Origin of the sequence: Virgibacillus tibetensis (assembly GCF_036026595.1) — a bacterium.
Classification (GTDB): domain Bacteria; phylum Bacillota; class Bacilli; order Bacillales; family Amphibacillaceae; genus Virgibacillus_P; species Virgibacillus_P tibetensis.
Genome location: NZ_JARZFX010000001.1, coordinates 662,451 through 679,204 on the forward strand (window position 1 = coordinate 662,451; position 16,754 = coordinate 679,204).

General features: G+C 37.4%; 15 protein-coding genes. All 15 read right to left on the bottom strand.

Annotation, left to right across the window (positions count from 1 at the left end):
• Window positions 1-542 precede the first annotated feature (542 nt).
• Window positions 543-1,880 (bottom strand): type I glutamate--ammonia ligase, encoded by a 1,338-nt coding sequence (gene glnA, locus QGM71_RS03730; protein WP_327606162.1) that lies wholly within the window; start codon window positions 1,878-1,880, stop codon window positions 543-545.
• Window positions 1,881-1,957: 77 nt separating this feature from the next.
• Window positions 1,958-2,350, bottom strand: a complete 393-nt coding sequence (locus tag QGM71_RS03735) for a MerR family transcriptional regulator (RefSeq protein ID WP_327606163.1) — start codon at window positions 2,348-2,350, stop codon at window positions 1,958-1,960.
• Between the two features lie 127 nt (window positions 2,351-2,477).
• Window positions 2,478-3,722: a methionine gamma-lyase family protein gene (locus QGM71_RS03740; protein WP_327606164.1), complete on the bottom strand. Its 1,245-nt coding sequence runs from the start codon at window positions 3,720-3,722 to the stop codon at window positions 2,478-2,480.
• Between the two features lie 4 nt (window positions 3,723-3,726).
• Window positions 3,727-4,977 carry a GTPase HflX gene (gene hflX, locus QGM71_RS03745; protein WP_327606165.1) on the bottom strand — a complete coding sequence of 417 codons (1,251 nt, stop codon included), beginning with the start codon at window positions 4,975-4,977 and terminating at the stop codon, window positions 3,727-3,729.
• 98 nt (window positions 4,978-5,075) lie between these two features.
• Window positions 5,076-5,999 (bottom strand): stage V sporulation protein K, encoded by a 924-nt coding sequence (gene spoVK / locus QGM71_RS03750; protein WP_327606166.1) that lies wholly within the window; start codon window positions 5,997-5,999, stop codon window positions 5,076-5,078.
• Between the two features lie 105 nt (window positions 6,000-6,104).
• Window positions 6,105-6,329 carry an RNA chaperone Hfq gene (gene hfq, locus QGM71_RS03755; protein WP_327606167.1) on the bottom strand — a complete coding sequence of 75 codons (225 nt, stop codon included), beginning with the start codon at window positions 6,327-6,329 and terminating at the stop codon, window positions 6,105-6,107.
• Between the two features lie 39 nt (window positions 6,330-6,368).
• On the bottom strand, window positions 6,369-7,304 hold the full coding sequence (miaA, locus tag QGM71_RS03760) for a tRNA (adenosine(37)-N6)-dimethylallyltransferase MiaA (protein WP_327606168.1): 936 nt from the start codon (window positions 7,302-7,304) through the stop codon (window positions 6,369-6,371).
• 31 nt (window positions 7,305-7,335) lie between these two features.
• On the bottom strand, window positions 7,336-7,779 hold the full coding sequence (locus QGM71_RS03765) for a Dps family protein (protein WP_327606169.1): 444 nt from the start codon (window positions 7,777-7,779) through the stop codon (window positions 7,336-7,338).
• Between the two features lie 54 nt (window positions 7,780-7,833).
• Complete coding sequence (gene mutL, locus QGM71_RS03770; RefSeq protein WP_327606170.1) at window positions 7,834-9,678, bottom strand: DNA mismatch repair endonuclease MutL; 1,845 nt, start codon at window positions 9,676-9,678, stop codon at window positions 7,834-7,836.
• A gap of 20 nt (window positions 9,679-9,698) precedes the next feature.
• Window positions 9,699-12,275 carry a DNA mismatch repair protein MutS gene (gene mutS, locus QGM71_RS03775; protein ID WP_327606171.1) on the bottom strand — a complete coding sequence of 859 codons (2,577 nt, stop codon included), beginning with the start codon at window positions 12,273-12,275 and terminating at the stop codon, window positions 9,699-9,701.
• Between the two features lie 199 nt (window positions 12,276-12,474).
• Window positions 12,475-13,044 carry an outer spore coat protein CotE gene (locus QGM71_RS03780; protein WP_327606172.1) on the bottom strand — a complete coding sequence of 190 codons (570 nt, stop codon included), beginning with the start codon at window positions 13,042-13,044 and terminating at the stop codon, window positions 12,475-12,477.
• Window positions 13,045-13,204: 160 nt separating this feature from the next.
• Window positions 13,205-13,633: a RicAFT regulatory complex protein RicA family protein gene (locus QGM71_RS03785; protein WP_327606173.1), complete on the bottom strand. Its 429-nt coding sequence runs from the start codon at window positions 13,631-13,633 to the stop codon at window positions 13,205-13,207.
• A gap of 1 nt (window position 13,634) precedes the next feature.
• Window positions 13,635-15,203: a tRNA (N6-isopentenyl adenosine(37)-C2)-methylthiotransferase MiaB gene (gene miaB / locus QGM71_RS03790; RefSeq protein WP_327606174.1), complete on the bottom strand. Its 1,569-nt coding sequence runs from the start codon at window positions 15,201-15,203 to the stop codon at window positions 13,635-13,637.
• Between the two features lie 326 nt (window positions 15,204-15,529).
• Window positions 15,530-15,790, bottom strand: a complete 261-nt coding sequence (locus tag QGM71_RS03795) for a stage V sporulation protein S (protein ID WP_095655270.1) — start codon at window positions 15,788-15,790, stop codon at window positions 15,530-15,532.
• Between the two features lie 106 nt (window positions 15,791-15,896).
• Entirely contained in the window at window positions 15,897-16,694 is a 798-nt protein-coding gene (locus QGM71_RS03800; RefSeq protein WP_327606175.1) for a TIGR00282 family metallophosphoesterase, read from the bottom strand.
• Window positions 16,695-16,754: the final 60 nt, after the last annotated feature.

A 16,754-nucleotide genomic window follows, 5' to 3' on the forward strand; every position in this document is an offset into this window, starting at 1 on the left:
AAATAACAAATCACAGTTACAAAACAGTTACATTTTTAACCAATTGCGCTTGTCATATGAGAGGCAATAAAGGAAACGATTTTCGTTATATAACAAACGAAAGCGTCTCCTTATTAAATGAAATCAATGATAAAGAAGTGCATACAAAGTTGTTCGTTAAAAAATACAAGACTATATTTAAATGAACACTTAACGATTACTTGTCTCTCTTTAAGTACTTTTCCCTTCCTTTCCATAGTACATATCCTGTAAAAGAAGCTGATGTTGACTTATCGCACGGAGGTGAAGGAAGTCTCGCTAGTCCCTGGGCGTTGGCCGATGAAAACGCCACGTCCTGTGGCTTCATCGGCACTAGGACGTCCTGTCCGTCGAAGCTAGACGTGGCTGTTTAAGTGTAAGAATTAATTGCAATCAAAAATTTATACTTTCTTTCCTTACAAAAAAATACCGCCCATATTCTTACATGGACGATACTTTTTTATGCGTTTTTTGGGAGTTAACTAAATGACATAACTGACATCATAGCCCACACCAAGGTCAGCCTAGTAAGTACTTAAATACTGCTCTCTTTCCCAAGGATGAACAGTTGTGCGGAACATATCCCATTCAATCTCTTTCGCCTCAATAAAGTGCTCAAAAAGGTGTTCTCCCATTGATTCAACGATAACTTTATCATCTTGCAGCTCATTTAATGCATCCATTAATGTAGCTGGTAAATCCTTGATTCCGTTCTCTCTTCGTTCTGCACGATCCATCACATATATATTACGATCGACGGCTTTAGGAGGGGTTAATTTATTTTTAATTCCATCCAGTCCAGCAGCAAGCAGGACCGCTAATGCTAAATAAGGATTAGCAGACGGATCGACACTTCGCACCTCGATACGTGTGCTCACACCCCGTGAATAAGGTATACGTATTAATGGGCTTCTATTCGCACCTGACCATGCTACGTAACATGGTGCCTCATATCCCGGTACTAATCTTTTATATGAATTCACAGTAGGATTAGTAACGGCCGTAAAGTTTGTTGCGTGCTTGATAATTCCAGCGGTAAATTGGTAAGCAACATCACTTAATTGCATTTCACCACTAGTGTCAAAGAATTGATTTTCACCTTTATTAAATAAAGACATATTTACGTGCATACCAGAACCGTTAACTCCAAAGAGAGGTTTGGGCATAAATGTTGCATGTAAATTATGTTTCCTTGCAATTGTTTTTACTACTAACTTGAATGTTTGAATATCATCTGCATGCTTAACTGCATCTGCGTACTTAAAATCGATCTCATGCTGACCAGGTGCTACTTCATGGTGAGATGCTTCAATTTCAAATCCCATTTCTTCTAATTCAAGGACAATATCTCTACGGCAATTTTCCCCTAAATCTGTGGGTGCTAAATCGAAATAGCCACCTCTGTCATTTAATTCTAAAGAAGGATCACCTTTTTCATCAAGCTTGAATAAAAAGAACTCTGGTTCTGTGCCTATATTAAATGCGTCAAATCCCAATTCTTCCATTTTCTTCAGATTACGTTTCAGGTTATAGCGCGGGCAACCTTCAAAAGGAGTACCATCCGGATTATAAATGTCACATATAAAGCGTGCAACTTTTCCTTTATCGGAAGTCCAGGGAAATACTACAAATGTCTCCAGATCTGGATATAAATACATATCCGATTCCTCAATCCGCACAAATCCTTCAATGGAAGATCCATCAAACATCATTTTATTGTCAAGCGCTTTATCCATTTGGCTAAGTGGAATTTCCACATTTTTTATTGTTCCAAGCAAGTCTGTAAACTGCAAACGAATAAACCTCACATTTTCCTCTTTAATCTGTTTCATAATACTCTCTTTTGTAAATCGGTCTCCCATTCATTCTCCTCCTAATAATTAATTAATATATATGAATAGAAAAATAGACTATTAAAGCCTTAATTCCTCTATACTTTCTAATGGGTAGTAAAAAACCTGGCAAGTTCACCTTGACGCAAACTTGTTTTACCAAATCTCCCTGCATTACTTAGTTCACTTCTTAATATTTTCCTGAGCTCTTTGTCCGTTATATCAGGCAGTTGTTCCCGATTATTTTCTTTGAATTCTTTACCAGTTAACAAAAGAAGTTTTATCCCAGCCATATTCAAGCCTTTATCAAGTAAGTCCTTTATTTCTAATAATTTATCAACGTCATTAAAGGAAAATAATCGTTGATTACCTGTTGTTCGCTCAGGATGAATCAACTCATGCTCTTCATAGTATCTTATTTGTCTAGCAGTTAGCTCAGTGAGCTTCATTACAATTCCAATCGCAAATAAGGGCATAGAACGACGGTCTTGATCATTCAATTCATGACCCCCTAATCTTTTTATAGTCAATAGTATACCCTATGTAAGATAATGTGTCAAATTGATGTTAGTAAACCTCACATACATTAAAAGAGAAAGTACTTGCTTTCTCCTTTTCAGTTTTACCCTATTTTATGTTTAAGTAACCCTTTTCCATTAGAGTTTTAACGGATTCTATTAATGCGATCTTAACATGAGCGTAGGTAAGGCCACCTTGAACAAAAGCTATGTAAGGTGCTTTTATCGGTCCATCAGCCGATAATTCAATACTTGCTCCTTGAATAAAAGTTCCTGCAGCCATAATTACTTCATCTTCGTATCCAGGCATTTCACTGGGGTAAGGTGTTACATAAGAATTAATCGGTGAATTCTCTTGAATTGCCTGACAAAAAGCAACCATTGAATTGACATCATTAAATATAACCGACTGTATTAAATCGGTACGTGTTGCTAAGTAATGCGGACTCGTTTTATAGCCAGCTAATTCCAGCAATCGCGAGGTAAATACTGCCCCTTTCAATGCTTCTCCAACTACGTGAGGGGCTAAAAAGAAGCCCTGATACATTTCCTGCAGCATGTTTAAGGTAGCACCAGTTTCTTTGCCTAACCCAGGTGCTGTCAGTCTGTTAGCACATTGGAGGATAAGGTCCTCGCGTCCAACTATATACCCTCCTGCACGCACAATTCCCCCACCAGGATTTTTAATGAGTGAACCTGCAATAATGTCCACTCCATTATGTAAGGGTTCCTTGTTCTCAACAAATTCACCGTAACAGTTATCAACAAAAATAATTATATTTTCATCTATAGATTTAACAAATTTAACCATCCGTCCAATTTCCTCTACTGTAAAGGAAGGTCGGTCATCATAACCTTTTGAGCGCTGGATTCCAATTACTTTTGTTTGCTTAGAGATTACTTTCTTAACAGCATCAAAATCTACCAACCCATTTTCTTTTAAGGCCACTTCCTTATACTTGATACGGTAATCAATTAAAGATCCCGCATTATTTCCCCTTATACCGATGACCTCTTCTAGTGTATCGTAAGGTTTTCCAGTAATATAAATTAACTCATCCTCAGGACGCAATAAGCCAAATAGCGCGGTTGCTATCGCGTGTGTCCCTGAAACTAGTTGCGGCCTCACTATTGCATCTTCACCACCAAAAACATCAGCATACACTTTTTCAAGTGCTTCACGGCCAAGATCATCATAACCATATCCGGTTGTGGCGTTGAAATGACTGTCACTAATACGATTCTTTTTAAAAGCATCCAGTACTCTTTTTTGGTTTACTTCTACAAGGTTGTTTATTTCTTTATGCTTGCTGCTGGAATCTTCTTCTGCTTGTCTAATCAATTGTTCGATCATTAACTTAATACTCCTTTAACAAACTTTGCAATGGATGTTCTTGTCTCATAAATCCTTTAACCATATACCGGTTGGTATTTTCATCAAAATATTTATTGCTTATAATTGTTTCACGTTCCAGACGATTCAGCATTTTCCCTTCATCGGGATCCAGGCTCAGCGTATATCGATCCCAATCCCCTTTTAGGGTTTCTTCTATTTTCTTTAAAAGCTTTTCTATATCCAATGGATCATAGGCACTCATAAACAGGTATGGATGGTTCATTGGTATTACGTCATCTTTAATTAAATCTTTTTTATTATAAATAGTAAGCATTGGCAGCGTGTGTGATTCCAAATCCTCCAGCTGCTTCATCACTGTTTTCTGTTGCTCCGCTTGGTCATCGTGTGAACCATCAACAACATGCAATAATAAATCTGCTTCGGTCACTTCCTCCAAGGTTGACCTGAATGAAGCAATCAGAGCTGTAGGTAGCTCTTGAAGAAATCCAACTGTGTCTGTAATTAACGTTTGAAAGCCTGCAGGTAATTGAATTTGCCTTGTTAGCGGGTCCAGCGTGGCAAATAACTGATTTTCTTCTAATGAACTGCTTTTCGTTAAGCGATTGAATAACGTAGACTTCCCTGCGTTTGTATAGCCTACAATTGCAATCTGAAATACATCATTTGTTTTCCTGCGTTTCCTGTATTGCTCGCGCTGACGTACAACTAGTTTTAATCTCCGCTTAATATCGTAAATTCTTCTTCTTATATGCCGCTGATCAGTTTCGAGTTTTGTTTCACCAGGACCTCTGGTTCCAATACCGGCTCCCAGTCTTGACATAGCAACACCTTGTCCATGAAGTCTGGGAAGCATATACTCCAATTGTGCGAGTTCTACCTGCATCTTCCCTTCTTTCGTCCGGGCTCTTTGGGCAAATATATCTAATATAAGCTGACTGCGATCAACCAATCGAACCTCTAAACGATCTGTTAAATTTCTTAATTGACCGGCAGAAAGTTCATCATTTGACACAACTAAATCAATGTCCAATTCATCTATTTCTTTTTTTATTTCTTCAGTTTTTCCTTCTCCAATATAAGTTGCAGGATGGATCCGGGCTCTATTTTGTGTCATTACTTTTTTTACCGATCCACCCGCTGTTTTACTCAGTGATATAAGCTCTTCTAAAGATGATTGAAAGCGATCCTCGTTTTGATTCTGTTTTTTTACTGCTATGATTAATACTTTCTCTTCTATTTTATCTTCTGACATAGATGCTAACCTCTTTCTGTTCGGTAACAACTTAAAATAACCTTGCTATACTTTGACTTAATCATATCAGAGTAGAAACTTGATCACAAAATCCAAAGTTAAATTGTATCAATATGCAAATCTTTTCCCGTTAACTGAATCAGGTCTTCAGTAGAGAATTCATTCTTACGCAATAACCGGACGGCGTGCATACGTATTGCATTTTCAATCACATTTCTTACATAACGCGCATTCGAAAAGTTCCTTTTAATTTCATGCGTCTTTCTAGTTAAATGAGCGCGGAGTTCTATTTCTGCTTCTTTTGTTAATTTATACTCCCGCTCTGAAGCCATTTGTTTGGCAATCTCCATCAATTGATCAACCTCGTAATCTTGAAAATCCAATATAAAAGGAAACCTGGACTGAAGCCCCGGATTCAAGGATAGAAAACGTTCCATTTCAAATGGATAACCAGCTAATATTAGAACAAAATCATTATGTTTGTCTTCCATATGTTTGACCAAAGTATCTATTGCTTCTTTTCCAAAGTCTTTTTCACCACCACGAGCCAAGGAATAGGCCTCATCAATAAATAATATACCTCCCATTGCCTTTTGTATAAGGTTTCGGGTTTTTTGAGCTGTTTGACCAATGTATTCTCCTACTAAATCTGCTCTTTCTGCTTCAATGAAATGGCCTTTTGACAATAGATTCATATCAAAGTAAATCTTAGCAAGTTTCCTGGCAACAGTAGTTTTACCTGTTCCTGGATTGCCTTTAAACAGCATATGAAGAACCTGCTTAGAACAAGTTAAACCCAATTGTTCACGTTTTTCATTAATTACAATTGTGGCATATATTTCTTTTATAGTTCGCTTGAGCTCTTTCATAGCTACAAATGAAGAAAACTCCTGATCTATATGCATAAATGGGCGATTCTCTATATAATGTACTTGGCCGGTATTTTCCAATCTGACTTCCTTTTTGTCGTGTAACACAATATTAATTTGCCCATTTCTATTTCGAATCATTTGAGTCTCCATGTCATCACTCCTTAGTCACGTTAGTATACGCTTTAAAGAAAAAGAGTGTGACAAACGCCCATGTGTAATTAAAAACGGACGCTGTACAGCGACCGTTTTAGACTTTTATTCTTTTTCAAGGGTAACATTCTTAACTGGCGCAAAGGTTGATATTGCATGCTTAAAGATAAGCTGTTGCTTACCTTCCGTTTCCAATAATATTGTAAAATTATCAAATGCTTTTACAATCCCTCTCAACTGAAATCCATTTGTTAAAAACAATGTAACTGCAATGTGGTTTTTTCTCAGTTGATTTAAATACTGATCTTGAATATTCACTGTTTGGGCCATAGATATTCCTCCTCTTTTCTATCTGTATATACTTAACTTCTACTTACTTTCTAAAAATCCTGCAAGATCGGCTAAAATGATTCTAAATTTTTCTTTAATTAATTCAGGTGTTACTGTATACCAATTAATGTCCATTCTATTTCTAAACCATGTGTACTGCCGCTTAGCGTATCTCCTCGAGTTTCTTTTCAAGAGATTGACACAGTGTTCCAGGTTCTGCTCACCTCTGAAATAGGGGATGAATTCCTTATATCCAATCGCACTCATCGACTGGCTGTCTTTGGACCCTTGCTCGTAAATTCTCTGTACTTCATTAAGCAATCCATCTTCCATCATCTTTTCAATACGCTGATTAATCCGATTATAAAGTAGCTCTCTATCCATTTCTAAACCAATAAAAACAATATTGTACGGAGACTCCAAGTTTTGTTTCTGCTGGTAGTCAGTCATGGTTAAACCAGTTGTTTCATAGATTTCCAGCGCACGGATAACACGTCTGTAATTGTTGGGATGGATTTTCTCAGCCTGCTCCGGATCTACCTTTTTCAGGCGTTGATAGAGAGGTGTTATCCCAATTTTTTCGATCTCTTTTTCCAAACGATTGGTAATAGAATCATCTCTTTTAGTTTCAGAAAAATTATAGTTATATAATGCTGCCTGTATATATAGTCCGCTGCCGCCTACAATAATAGGTATTTTTCCGGAACCAGTAATTTTATCTATGTAGTTTTGCACATAATATTGGAAATCAGCTGCAGAAAAATTCTCATTTGGTTCTTTAATGTCCAGCATATAATGGGGAATACCCTGCATTTCGGAGTTTGTAATTTTTGCTGTACCGATATCCATTCCCTTATATACTTGCATTGAATCTCCGCTTATTACTTCTCCATTATACCGTTTGGCAATTTCTATGCTTAGCTTTGTTTTTCCTACTGCCGTTGGTCCTACTATCGCAATTACAGTTTTTTTCATCCGTATTCCCCTATATCCCATTCTTTTATTTCTATGCTGAATATGCGTGGAGCATCCATACATATTTTTCAAGTTTTGCTTGGATCGATATCAACATATCTTCTGTCGGGCTATCCTTTCGACCAGCTGCGAGGTTAAGCCCTTCTTCCCGTATTTCATTTATCATCTGCTGATAGTCTTTGATCAACTGCGTAATCATTTCAATTTCCTTGTCGTCAGCATTTGCTTCATGCAATGTACTTTCTTTGATGTACATACTCATTGTTGCTAAAGGTCTTCCATCAATCATTAGTATTCTTTCTGCAATTTCATCAAGATCCTCAGCAAATGCCGTGTACATTTCTTCAAACTTTTCATGTAACTGAAAGAAATGACTGCCCTGTACATACCAATGGTACCGATGTAATTTAACATACATAACAAAGTAATTTGAAAGTAGTTGATTTAAAAAATCTATTAGTTTTTGGTTATCCATGACACACCTCTGTTTTTTCATTAGTTTTGGCGTGACGTGGATTTTTTATACCTTTTACATGACTCGTTTAAACATTTTTTCCAACTCATAAGAAGAAAAATGCACAATTATAGGCCTGCCATGCGGACAGGTAAACGGATCTGTCGTTGTCCGTAAGTCTTCCAACAGGCGAAACATATCTTCTTGATTTAAATAATGATTCGCCTTAATTGATCGTTTACATGACATGAGTATTGCTGCTTCCTCCCGAATGGCTTCCACATTAATTTTTTCATCAGACATCACCTGCTCGATCATTTCTCTGATAATCTCTTCTTCAAAACCAGTCGGAAACCAAGTCGGGTGCGATCGAATAACGTATGCTTGGTGTCCAAATGATTCAAAGAACAGTCCTATTTTCTCGAGCTCTTCTATATACTGTTCAATAAACAGTGCTTCTTGCTTTGAAAACTCAAACGTTAGCGGTAACAATAGTTCCTGTGATTCATTATTTGTTTTTCCAAGTTTCTCTTTAAAATATTCATACTTGATTCGTTCTTGTGCAGCATGCTGGTCCACCATATAAAGACCGTTTTCATTTTGGGCCATAATATACGTTCCTTGCAATTGACCAATAGGATACATGGAAGGCACACGCTGCTCCGGTTCTTTCTTTTCTGTAGGGTAGTTCTGTTCGGATGTTTCATAAGAATCTGCTTGTTTTGAAGCTCCAGGTGGTAAACTGCTTTGTGAAAAGTGCTGGTTGATAGCAGGATCCTGCTTCTGTTGCGGCTCTGCCACTGACCGCTGCTCATTAATTTTTGAATTATACTCCCATGCTGGGGCAGCTGTCTGCTCAGTTGTTCCGTTGAAGTCGATTGTGCGCTGCACGGATTTCTCACTCGGGGCTGCTTTTTGCTGCAATTCAGGTATTAAGGATATTTCACGAAATTTCCTTCTAATCGTTTCTTCCAGTGCACTAAATAATTCTTTATCCTTGCTAAAACGTACTTCCAGCTTAGCGGGATGCACATTAACATCTACTAAAATTGGGTCCATCGTAATAGAAATTACAACAATGGGAGAGCGGCCTATGGGAAGGAGTGTATGATAACCTCTAACTATTGCCTGTGCTAATGGGATACTTTTGATGTAACGTCCGTTAATGATCGTAGATATATAGGATCTGGAAGCTCTTGTGACCTCAGGTTTAGCAATGTATCCTTCAATAGAAAAATCAAGTGTTTCATGCTTAATTGGAAGCATACGTTTAGCGACTCCCATTCCGTAAACATGCGAAATAACTTGTAGCATATCACCAGTACCAGATGTTTTAAACAATCCCTTCCCATTATGTGTTACTTCAAATCGTATTTCGGGGTGAGACATCGCCAGCCTATTCATTAGATCCGTTATATGTCCGAGTTCAGTATGTATTGTTTTCATATATTTCAATCGCGCGGGTGTATTGAAAAATAAGTCTTCAACCATGATCTCGGACCCTTGGCGAGCATCACTTTTCTTTTTCTCTTTGATATTTCCACCTTCTAGCGATAAGAAGGTTCCCGCCTCATCTCCTTGAGAGGTTTTGACAGTTAATTTACTGACGGAGGCAATACTTGCGAGTGCTTCACCACGAAATCCAAGTGTTCTAACATGGAACAGATCATTTTCATTCTTTATTTTACTTGTAGCATGACGGAGAAAGGCCCGTTCACAATCTTCTTCCGCCATTCCTTCTCCATCATCAGTTATTTTAATTAATTGTAAACCTGCTTCGATAAGTTCCACTTTGATCCATGTGCTTTTTGCATCAATACTATTTTCAACTAATTCTTTTACGACAGATGCAGGGCGTTCAACAACTTCCCCTGCAGCTATTTTGTTAGCTAATGCATCCGGCATTTGTATAATTTTCATATAAGCACTCCTTTCCTGCTCTATTTCTTCGCATCCTTCTGCAGTTTATATAGCTCATTCATTGCTTCTAATGGGGTCATTTCAAATAAGTTCAGTTGTTTTAATTCATTGATCACTTTATTATGCGATACAGACACTTTTTCTTTTTTTGCTGTTAGCTTCTCTTCTACAAAAAATGACAACTGACCGGCCTCAATTTTTTCAGTCGTAGGGGCAGGTTTATCCGTGCTTTCTAATTGGCTTAAAATAGAGCTTGCACGCTCGATCAGGGCTTCTGGAAGGTCAGCTAGCTTGGCTACATGAATACCGTAGCTTTCATCTGCTGCGCCGTCTTTAATCTGATGCAAGAAAACGACATTACCTTCATACTCTTCTGCACGCACGTGTATATTTTTTAAATTAGGCAATGTTTCTTCCAATGCTGTAAGCTCGTGATAATGGGTGGAAAATAGGGTTTTTGCCTGAATATTATTATGAATATATTCAACTATTGCCTGTGCTAATGCCATCCCGTCATAAGTACTTGTACCTCGCCCAATCTCATCCAATAAAATCAGACTCTTATTGGTTGCATTTGAAATTGCGTGATTGGCTTCCAGCATTTCCACCATGAAAGTACTTTGGCCCGAAACCAGATCATCTGCTGCACCAATACGTGTAAATATTTGATCAAACAGCATCAATTCAGCATCCTCACAAGGAACAAAGCAGCCTATCTGCCCCATAATTACAGTTAATGCGAGCTGGCGCATATAGGTACTTTTCCCTGACATATTGGGTCCAGTGATTAATAGAATATTTTTATTATCGTCCAATGAAATATCATTTGGCACAAAGGAGCCATCCTTCATAACCTGTTCAATCACAGGATGCCGCCCGTTTTTTATTGATAACTTATTTTCTGCAAATCTAGGGCGCTTATAGTTATTGGTTTCACTCACGGTAGCAAATGCTTGCAGAACATCAATCGTGCTGACCACTTCTGCTAAATGCTGAAGTTGTGGAATATGTTCTTTAATCTGCTCACGAATTTGTATAAATAGGGTATACTCCAATTCCACGCTTTTTTCTTCAGCTTCTAGGATCAGTTGTTCCTTTTCTTTTAATTCAGGAGTGATATAACGTTCCGCATTTGCAAGTGTTTGTTTTCTCTCATATCTGCCCTCAGGAAGAAGATGAATGTTGGCTTTAGTAACTTCAATGTAATATCCAAATACACGGTTGTAACCAATTTTAAGTGACTTTATTTTTGTTTCTTGTTTTTCTTTTTGTTCAAGTTCAGCGATCCACTTCTTACCATTTCTTGAAGCATCGCGATAATTATCCAGCGTCTCATTATATCCATCTTTAATAATCGACCCTTCTTTAATAGAAACCGGTGGATCATCTACTAAACTGGAATGTAATATGTCTATTAAATGCTTTGGGTACAGTAATCGATCAGCAAGCTCTTTTATTTGCTCTTGCTCAAACTGCTTTAAGGTTTCGATTAATTCTGGTATCTTTTCAAGGGATTGCTTTAGTTGGTTTAAATCGCGTGCATTAACATTTCCAAAAGCAATTCTTCCAGCAAGCCTTTCCAAATCATAGACAGATTTCAATGTCTCCCTAAGTGTATCCCGCTCCATAAAGCCACTATAAAAACCATCTACGATCTGCAGTCTTTTTTCTATGTGCTGTTTGTTCAACAATGGACGTTCCAACCATTTTTTAAGCATTCTGGATCCCATCGCTGTCACAGTTTTATCTAGTACCCATAGTAGACTGCCATGCTTTCCTTTTTTCAAAATTGTTTCTGTTAATTCAAGATTGCGCTTAGAGTACATATCAAGTGACAGGTAATGATCCAATTCAATTACTTCTGCTTGTTGTAAATGATTGAGCGATCGTTTTTGCGTAAACTGAATATAATTTAATAAACGGCTAAACGACTTCATCAATCGCTCATCATTCAGGTTTTCACATAGATTGCGATACTCGGCATTAAAGTTCACTTCATCCTGATAGGATAGAGTTACATGTAACCGATCGCGTAATTGTCTTTGTAAATCCTCTGGTAGACTGGAAGACACAACTATCTCCTTGATCGGCTGATTGTACAATTCATGAATAACTGTATCCCATCCATGTGAAAGAAGCGCAATGCGATTTTCTCCGGTTGATAGATCATTATAGACAATAACATAAGAGCCGTCTTTGAAATGAGAGAGACTGGCAATGTAATTATTTTCACCTTCACGTAGCATATTACTTTCCATGACTGTACCAGGTGTTATCAACTGTACGACTTCCCTTTTCACAACGCCTTTAGCTGTTTTCGGATCTTCAACCTGTTCACACATTGCTACTTTGTAACCTTTGTCTATTAAAATTCTTATGTAGTTATCAGCTGCGTGATAAGGCACTCCACACATAGGGATAGGCTCCTTCTGACCGGGATCCCGTTGTGTAAGTGTAATTTCCAATTCCCTCGACGCTTTTATTGCATCATCAAAAAACATTTCATAAAAATCACCTAAACGATAAAATAGAAAAGCATCTTTATGCTCCGCTTTTATTTTCATATATTGTTCCATCATTGGTGTGTATTTTGCCATGTCTAATCCCCCAAAAACCGCTAATATTCTCATGTCATTATAGCACATCAAATAAGATTAATACGACTAAGGTGAACAGATTTGACCTGAAATAAATGATAAGTGACCTGTCCGCTGCTACCAAGTATATAAACACGAACAACTTATTTTACTATGTTTTAAACAAAAAAAATTACGAGAGAAGGTCTCTCGTAATTTACTAATCTTTTGTTTCAAGGAAATCCGGTTCTACATCACTCAGCTCATCATCTGTTAATTCAAAATCCCATCCCTCATCGTCGTCATCATCATCAAATTTATCCCACTTCGGATTAACCCGTACAGAGATCTTTGTTTCTCCAATTATTTGAACAATAAACTCTCTTTCGATTTCAACTACAATCTTATGGCCCTTATTTGAAATTTTACATTCCAGACAGTTTGGTTGCTGAATTACCTTTGCTATAACATCATAATCGTTGTTAATGCAATTATCATCCTTTACAGAAAGTGGAATAACATCACAATAGGTTACTCTTTCTGTTACTACCTCTGTTTTCGTATTATCATTATACGAATACCAAATGTTAATGTCGTAGCTGCCATTAACTTCTACCGTGTCCTTTGATTTTTTCTTGGCATTGTATAAATGATTAATTACCCAACACCCTAAAATACTAGAGGGTTTATGTGATGGTGAGATTGAATGTGAATCTTGTGTGAACTTTCGACCCTTACCACAAACAGCCTTTGTAATGATTTCTCTATAGTCTTTATCAAGAAAAGTCATAATTACTTTTACCTCCTCTTTTTACATAGTCATTTTATGCAAGACAAATACCTAAAGTGCATAGCTATTTTATGAATCAGGGGATACGTTGTGGTTGTTAGCTTAATAAACGAAAAAACAGGAAGAGAAATTGTAAAATTCTCTTCCTGTTTTATTAGATTTAATAACCGCAGCCACTTTTGCTTTGTGATTTAGAACCAGTTTCTCCTGCAAGCAGGTCCCCGCCAGTAGATTTAATCACATTATTTGTCACTTCTCTAGCGATTGTTCCTGATACCAATTGCAACACGTCATTTACTACTATTTGTGTTTCCTTGAATTCCTGTACCACTGGAATATCATCGATTTCAGCTTGTAAACGATCTATCTCCTGCTCAATTCTCTTCAATGCTTCCTGTTTCTCATAAGCTTGAAAATTAACAGCTTGTTTTTGTAAAGCTTTAATTTTTGTTATAAGCTGCTGAACTTTCTTGTTCTCATTTATCTTTGCCTCAACTTGTTTAAAACGGTCAATTTCTTCTGTATTTGCAAGCATTTCTGCTAATTTTTTTGCTTCTTCAAGTACTTGTGTACGTGTGTATTCAGCCATGTTAATTCACCTCAACTGTATTTTCTACCATTATACCATTTAACGACCATGTTTTCGATTCTGTTATTTCCACTTCAACTATTTTACCTATTGATGATCTTGGCCCTTTGAAGTTAACTAGTTTATTCTTCTCCGTATATCCAGCAAGAACTTCGGGGTCTTTTTTACTTTCACCCTCAACCAATACTTTAACTATCTCATTATCATAAGTCTTCATAGAAGCCGCAGATTGTTTGTTTACAAGGTCATTCAAACGATATAAACGCTGCTTCTTCACTTCTTCTGGCACATCGTCTTTCTTGCGTGCTGCCGGTGTACCTTCGCGAGGTGAATAGATAAATGTGTATGCAGCCTCAAATCCAACTTCCTCAACCAATGTCATGGTTTCTTCAAACTGCTCTTCTGTTTCATTTGGGAAACCAACAATTATATCTGTTGTAAGTGTTGCGTTTGGCATAGCAACACGGATTTTACGGACTAATTCCAGGTAATCTTCGCGTGTATATTTCCGGTTCATTTTCTTTAGCACTTCGCTGCTTCCAGACTGAACCGGTAAATGAATATGATCCAGTAAATTGCCACCTTGTGCCAATACTTCAATCAAACGATCATCAAAATCTCTAGGATGTGATGTTGTAAACCGAACGCGAGGAATATCTATTTTGTGAATAGCATCCATCAACTCTCCAAGCCCATATGTCATATCCTCAAAGTCTTTTCCATATGCATTTACATTCTGACCGAGCAACGTAACCTCCTGATAGCCCTGTGCAGCTAAATGGCGTACTTCCTGGATGATATCCTCTGGTTTACGACTACGCTCTTTCCCACGTGTCATAGGCACGATACAGTACGTACAAAACTTATCACAGCCGTACATAATATTAACCCATGCTTTGATTTTACCCTTTCGGACCTTAGGAAGGTTTTCAATAATATCTCCTTCTTTAGACCATACTTCCACTATTTTTTCTTTACCGAACATTGCTTCTTTAACCAATTGTGGCAAACGGTGGATGTTATGTGTTCCGAAAATCAAATCAACATGCTGATGTTTTTTTAGAATGCGGTTTACTACCGACTCTTCCTGTGACATACAACCACAAACGCCAAGAATCAGATCTGGTTTTTCCAATTTAAGTGGTTTGAGGTGACCAATTTCACCGAACACTTTGTTTTCGGCATTTTCCCGGATTGCACATGTGTTCAGCAAGATAATATCTGCCTCATTCGTGTCAGTAGTTGACTCATATCCCATTTCAGTTAAAATTCCAGCCATTACCTCTGTATCATGTTCATTCATTTGACAACCATATGTACGGATTAAATATTTTTTACCTTCTCCGACGTTTTCCATATCCTCTGGGATACCAAAATCATAGTGAACATTAATTTTATCACGTCCACGTTTGCGTGCTTTATTTAAGTTAGGTGGTTCATAGGTTGTCTCAAAATACTTCGCAAAATCAGCACTTGTCTTTTCATGCAAGGCATTTTCCTGGCCGGATTTTCTGTCCGCGGCATCTACCTGTTTAATTTGCGACTGCTCTTTTCGCTGTTCTTCGTTCATAACGAAACCCCTTTCTTTATTTAAAAAACAATTCATTAAGTATAGTTTTACATTAGTACAGTATAAACTCTATAGCCAAATTAAACAATATCTGTACTTGGTGCACAAAGAAAAACCTTCCTTTATTATCAGGAAGGTTACTTAAATTGTCATTTTTCACTGTTAATCTTGTAAGGCTATGGAAAAATCTTCAGTAGTGTTCTAGTATTTGGACTGTTATTTCTTATAGTTAATTACTCAGCAATTTTAAGTATCGGTTTTTTTAATTAACATAACAAAAATAGTGCTACGCCTTAACGCAACACTAATTAATTCCTTTAAAAAAATTATCTAGGTTCTATAATTAGCTTAATCGCCGTTCGTTCTTCATTATCGATCATAATATCGGTAAAAGCCGGTATACAAATTAAATCGACTCCGCTCGGGGCTACAAATCCTCTTGCTATGGCTACTGCCTTTACGGATTGGTTTAATGCTCCCGCACCAATTGCCTGTATCTCCGCTTTGCCTCGTTCACGTAATACATTCGCAAGTGCACCTGCTACTGAATTTGGATTGGATTTTGCTGAGACCTTTAATACATCCATTACTAGTACCTCCTTCATTTGCTATTATAGTTCTACTGCTACTATATTCCTGGAGATGTTAGCTTATTACCCTATTATGCATCAATAATTCAAATAATTCAATCAATCAGCCAAAGAATGGATGGTCATCGTTTATTAGTATACGATCAACTCTGGTAGACTTTCCATTGCTATTATCGATCGTTACTAAAAAGCCATTTAATTGTGATCTTCCCTTTTCATCAATTTCGAAACGTACTGGCAAGGATGTTAGGAAACGTTTCAATACTGCATCTCTTTCTACACCCAATATCCCGTCATAAGGCCCTGTCATTCCCACATCTGAAATATATGCAGTTCCTTGTGGCAAAATGCGCTCATCAGCTGTTTGGGTATGTGTATGTGTGCCTACAACAGCGCTCACTCTTCCATCAAGATACCATCCCATCGCTTGTTTCTCACTAGTTGCTTCCCCATGGAAATCTACAAAAATAATATTCGTACGTTTTTTGGCTTCTTCTATCAATTCATCAACTTTCCGAAAAGGATCATCTATTGCTGGTAGAAATGTACGTCCTTGAAGGTTAATTACAGCTACTTCAATTCCGTTCATATTAATAAAAACCATTCCCTTACCCGGGTTCCCCTCTGGAAAATTGGCTGGTCGAACCATGTTTTTGGCACCATCAATAAATTCAAAGATTTCTTTCTTATCCCACGTGTGATTACCCATGGTAACTACCTGGGCTCCCCACTCCAAAAACTGTTTATATATCTTCTCTGTAATCCCTTTTCCAGATGCGGCATTTTCTCCATTAATAATCGTCATGGTAGGACGATATTTTTCTTTTAATTTTGGTAAGTACTCCTGCACCATATCTCTTCCTGGAGAACCTACAACGTCCCCTATGAATAATATTTTCATTTTCACTCATCCTATCAATTATAATGTTTTTAGTTTTTCATAACCATTATATAAAGTCAA

Bases quoted from the DNA above. Each gene is read 5' to 3' on its own strand.
- spoVK (WP_327606166.1), bottom strand. From the start codon at position 5,999: ATGGAGACTCAAATGATTCGAAATAGAAATGGGCAAATTAATATTGTG.
- glnA (WP_327606162.1), bottom strand. From the start codon at position 1,880: ATGGGAGACCGATTTACAAAAGAGAGTATTATGAAACAGATTAAAGAG.
- mutS (WP_327606171.1), bottom strand. From the start codon at position 12,275: ATGGCAAAATACACACCAATGATGGAACAATATATGAAAATAAAAGCG.
- QGM71_RS03795 (WP_095655270.1), bottom strand. From the start codon at position 15,790: ATGGATGTATTAAAGGTCTCAGCAAAATCCAATCCAAATTCAGTAGCA.
- QGM71_RS03785 (WP_327606173.1), bottom strand. From the start codon at position 13,633: ATGGCTGAATACACACGTACACAAGTACTTGAAGAAGCAAAAAAATTA.
- QGM71_RS03765 (WP_327606169.1), bottom strand. From the start codon at position 7,779: ATGGATAACCAAAAACTAATAGATTTTTTAAATCAACTACTTTCAAAT.
- QGM71_RS03780 (WP_327606172.1), bottom strand. From the start codon at position 13,044: ATGACTTTTCTTGATAAAGACTATAGAGAAATCATTACAAAGGCTGTT.
- hflX (WP_327606165.1), bottom strand. From the start codon at position 4,977: ATGTCAGAAGATAAAATAGAAGAGAAAGTATTAATCATAGCAGTAAAA.
- QGM71_RS03800 (WP_327606175.1), bottom strand. From the start codon at position 16,694: ATGAAAATATTATTCATAGGGGACGTTGTAGGTTCTCCAGGAAGAGAT.
- hfq (WP_327606167.1), bottom strand. From the start codon at position 6,329: ATGGCCCAAACAGTGAATATTCAAGATCAGTATTTAAATCAACTGAGA.
- QGM71_RS03740 (WP_327606164.1), bottom strand. From the start codon at position 3,722: ATGATCGAACAATTGATTAGACAAGCAGAAGAAGATTCCAGCAGCAAG.
- mutL (WP_327606170.1), bottom strand. From the start codon at position 9,678: ATGAAAATTATACAAATGCCGGATGCATTAGCTAACAAAATAGCTGCA.
- miaA (WP_327606168.1), bottom strand. From the start codon at position 7,304: ATGAAAAAAACTGTAATTGCGATAGTAGGACCAACGGCAGTAGGAAAA.
- miaB (WP_327606174.1), bottom strand. From the start codon at position 15,203: ATGAACGAAGAACAGCGAAAAGAGCAGTCGCAAATTAAACAGGTAGAT.